Annotated in this window: 4 protein-coding genes; all 4 read left to right on the top strand. The window is 49.8% G+C overall.

The features are described from left to right. Positions 1 to 1,259, top strand: a 1,259-nt coding sequence (locus PX481_RS28005) for an Hsp70 family protein (RefSeq protein WP_288097205.1), incomplete at its 5' end; no start/stop codon positions are given. A gap of 231 nt (positions 1,260 to 1,490) precedes the next feature. After that, positions 1,491 to 2,615, top strand: coding sequence for a molecular chaperone DnaJ (gene dnaJ / locus PX481_RS28000; protein ID WP_079209725.1), 1,125 nt, complete (start codon positions 1,491 to 1,493; stop codon positions 2,613 to 2,615). A gap of 2 nt (positions 2,616 to 2,617) precedes the next feature. After that, positions 2,618 to 2,839, top strand: coding sequence for a sulfurtransferase TusA family protein (locus PX481_RS27995; protein WP_002792863.1), 222 nt, complete (start codon positions 2,618 to 2,620; stop codon positions 2,837 to 2,839). Further along, positions 2,840 to 3,357, top strand: a 518-nt coding sequence (gene rsgA, locus PX481_RS27990) for a ribosome small subunit-dependent GTPase A (RefSeq protein WP_288097201.1), incomplete at its 3' end; no start/stop codon positions are given.

The following is a 3,357-nucleotide window of genomic DNA, read 5'->3' as shown; positions in this document are numbered from 1 at the left end:
TCGAGCTTTCTAGCCTGATTACCACCTCGATCAATCTCCCCTTCATCGCCGCCGACGAAACTGGACCTAAACACCTAGAATTGGAAATAACTCGCGCTAAATTCGAGGAATTAACCAGAGAATTAGTGGAAAAAACCCTCGAACCCGTACAACAGTCCCTCAAAGATAGCGAACTGCAGCCTAGCGATATCAATCGTGTCATTCTCGTCGGCGGTTCCACCAGAATCCCCGCCGTACAGCGATTAATCTCCCGTTTCTTTTCTGCAGGCCAGATCGATCGCTCTGTTAACCCCGATGAGGCCGTTGCTTTGGGGGCGGCGATTCAAGCTGGAGTTTTAGGTGGAGAAGTAGAAGCTATCCTCCTCCTCGATGTCACCCCCCTTTCCCTCGGCATTGAAACCCTCGGCGAAGTCTTTACCAAAATTATCGATCGCAATACCACTATCCCCACCAGTAAATCTCAGGTTTTCTCCACCGCTGCCGATGGTCAAACTTCCGTGGAAATTCATGTTCTGCAAGGGGAAAGGGCCATGGCCCGGGATAATAAAACCCTCGGTAAATTTCTCCTGACGGGAATTCCTCCCGCCCCTAGGGGTATGCCACAAATCGAAGTGGCCTTCGAGATCGATGTTAACGGCATCTTGAAAGTGGCCGCCAGCGACCAAGGCACCGGCAAAGAACAAAGCATTTTAATTAGTCATACTGGAGGGCTGAAACCGAACGAAATTGAAAAAATGCGCCTAGAAGCCGAAAAATACGCCGAATTTGATCGCGGTCGTCTGCAAATGATCGATATTCGCCAGCAATGCGATAGTCTTTTCTATAGCTACGAAGTCACCCTCAGGGAAAACAGCGAGTTAGTTGCCCCCGATATCCGGCAACTGGCCGACCAGAAGCGACAACAGTTGGAAATCGCCCTGCGCGACCCTTCCATATCCCCAGAAAAGCTAAAAACCATCCTGGAAGAATTTCGTCAGATTGTCCTCGAAATCGGTACCCGCATCTACAGGGGTAAACAAGAGGACACCCAAATCCTCAACGGTACTGATTTTGAATCGATCGATGTCACCCGAGAACTGACCCGACCCACCCGCATCCGGACCACTCCCCCCAATATCTTCGCCGACGGGCAAACCTTCTCCCACACTAGAACCAGAACCTATGGTAATCTGGAAACTAAATTCAGCGAATCGGGCAGTGATGATCACCCCTACGATGGCGAAGAAATGAGTGCCAGTGACTACGAGGCCGTAGATTAAAAAGGGAAAAGCTATCGGTCGTCAGGAGACAGGAGACAGGAGACAGGAGATTATTTTTATTTATTCTCCCCACTACCCCACTACCCCACTACCCCACTACCCCACTACCCAACCCCTAACCCCCAGCAAAAATAGTAGGGATAACCCAACTAAACTATTATGTATAGTTTGTTAAAGTAACAACTAGACTTAAACTTTATTTATAAATTGCCAGCAGAACCATAGCCCCCTATGCCCACTGATTACTACGAAATTCTAGGTGTCTCGCGAGATGCCGGCAAAGAAGACATCAAACGCGCCTATCGTCGTCTCGCCCGAAAATACCATCCCGATGTTAACAAAGAACCAGGAGCCGAGGAACACTTCAAAGAAATTAACCGCGCCTACGAAATTCTCTCGGAACCAGAAACCCGCAATCGTTATGACCGCTTTGGTGAAGCTGGGGTTTCTGGGGGCGCTGCCGGTTTTGATCCCGACAATATGGGCGGTTTCGCCGATATCTTTGAGACAATCTTTAGTGGTTTCGGGGGCATGGGCGGCCAAGCAACCGCCCGCCGACGCACAGGCCCTACCCGGGGCGAGGATCTACGTCTCGATTTTAGACTAAAATTCCGCGAGGCTGTCTTTGGCGGCGAAAAGGAAATCCGCATCCGTCATCTGGAAACCTGTCAAACCTGTAAAGGCAGTGGGGCTAGACCAGGAACCAGTTCCCGCACTTGTACTACTTGCAATGGTACTGGTCAGGTGCGTCGCGCTACCCGTACTCCCTTCGGTACTTTTGCTCAAGTTTCGGTCTGTCCCACCTGTGACGGTGCTGGCGAAGTGATCGAGGAAAAATGCGACGTTTGCGGCGGTTCCGGACGCAGACAGGAAACCAAAAAACTGAAAATTACCATCCCCGCGGGGGTTGACAACGGCATGAAATTGCGCGTTGCCCGGGAAGGAGACGCCGGACTTAAAGGCGGGCCGCCGGGGGATTTATTCGTTTATCTAACCGTGGAAAACGATGGGGAATTTCAACGGGAAGGTAATGATATTAAATCGGATATCACGATTAGTTATATCCAAGCGATTTTAGGATGTACCATCAAAGTTAATACGGTAGATGGCCAAGAAGACCTGACTATCCCTGCCGGTACTCAACCGAACACCGTACTGATTTTAGAAAATAAAGGGGTTCCCAAATTAGGCAATCCCGTCAGCCGCGGTGATCATCGCATTACCGTTAAAATCTCGATTCCTACCCGTGTCACCGGAGAAGAACGGGAATTGCTGGAAAAATTAGCAAAAGTTCGCGGGGAAACCGTGGGGAAAGGCGGCATCGAGGGATTTTTAGGTAATATCTTCCATAAATAACTATGACTTTAGACCTGCGCGGCACTCCCTGCCCAATTAATTTTGTCCGGACAAAATTGCAATTAGAGAAAATGCCCGCCGGGGAACGGTTGGAAGTCTGGTTAGATGCCGGGGAACCGATCGAACAGGTTCCCACTAGCCTGACCGTGGAGGGTTATCAGATAGAATCGATCGAGGACAGAGATAGCTTTTTTGTTCTCAAAGTCTATCGCCCCGATTCCTAAATGGTAGATGGACAATTAACCGATTTATACGGCACAGTGGTGGCCGTACAGGCGAATTTCTATCAGGTACGCTTGGATTCTCCCGTTATCGGCGATAATCTTCTCTGTACCCGTCGCGCTCGCTTGCAAAAAATCGGTCAGTCGGTGATGGTTGGTGATCGGGTGCGCGTGGAGGAAGCAAATTTTGCCGATCAACAGGGTGCGATCGCAGAAGTTCTCCCCCGCAGTACCGAGATCGATCGGCCGGCCGTTGCCAATATCGAGCAGATTTTGCTAGTTTTTGCCCTTGCTGAACCCGTCCTCGATCCTTGGCTGATTAGTCGTTTTTTGGTGAAAGCGGAGTCCACAGGCTTAGAAATTGCGGTCTGTGTCAATAAAATTGATCTGGGGGAACCGGAACAAATAGAGATTTGGGGCGATCGCCTAGCTGGTTGGGGATACCGGCCTTTTTTTGTCAGTGTGGAGAAAAATCGGGGATTTGAGGCTTTATTGGCACAATTAAACCATAAAATCACTCT

The sequence above is a fragment of the Microcystis sp. M53603_WE2 genome, assembly GCF_030065435.1.
Note: the sequence above shows the minus strand (reverse complement) of the source record. Positions and strands in the feature narration are given on the sequence as shown.

Bases quoted from the DNA above. Each gene is read 5' to 3' on its own strand.
- dnaJ (WP_079209725.1), top strand. From the start codon at position 1,491: ATGCCCACTGATTACTACGAAATTCTAGGTGTCTCGCGAGATGCCGGC.
- PX481_RS27995 (WP_002792863.1), top strand. From the start codon at position 2,618: ATGACTTTAGACCTGCGCGGCACTCCCTGCCCAATTAATTTTGTCCGG.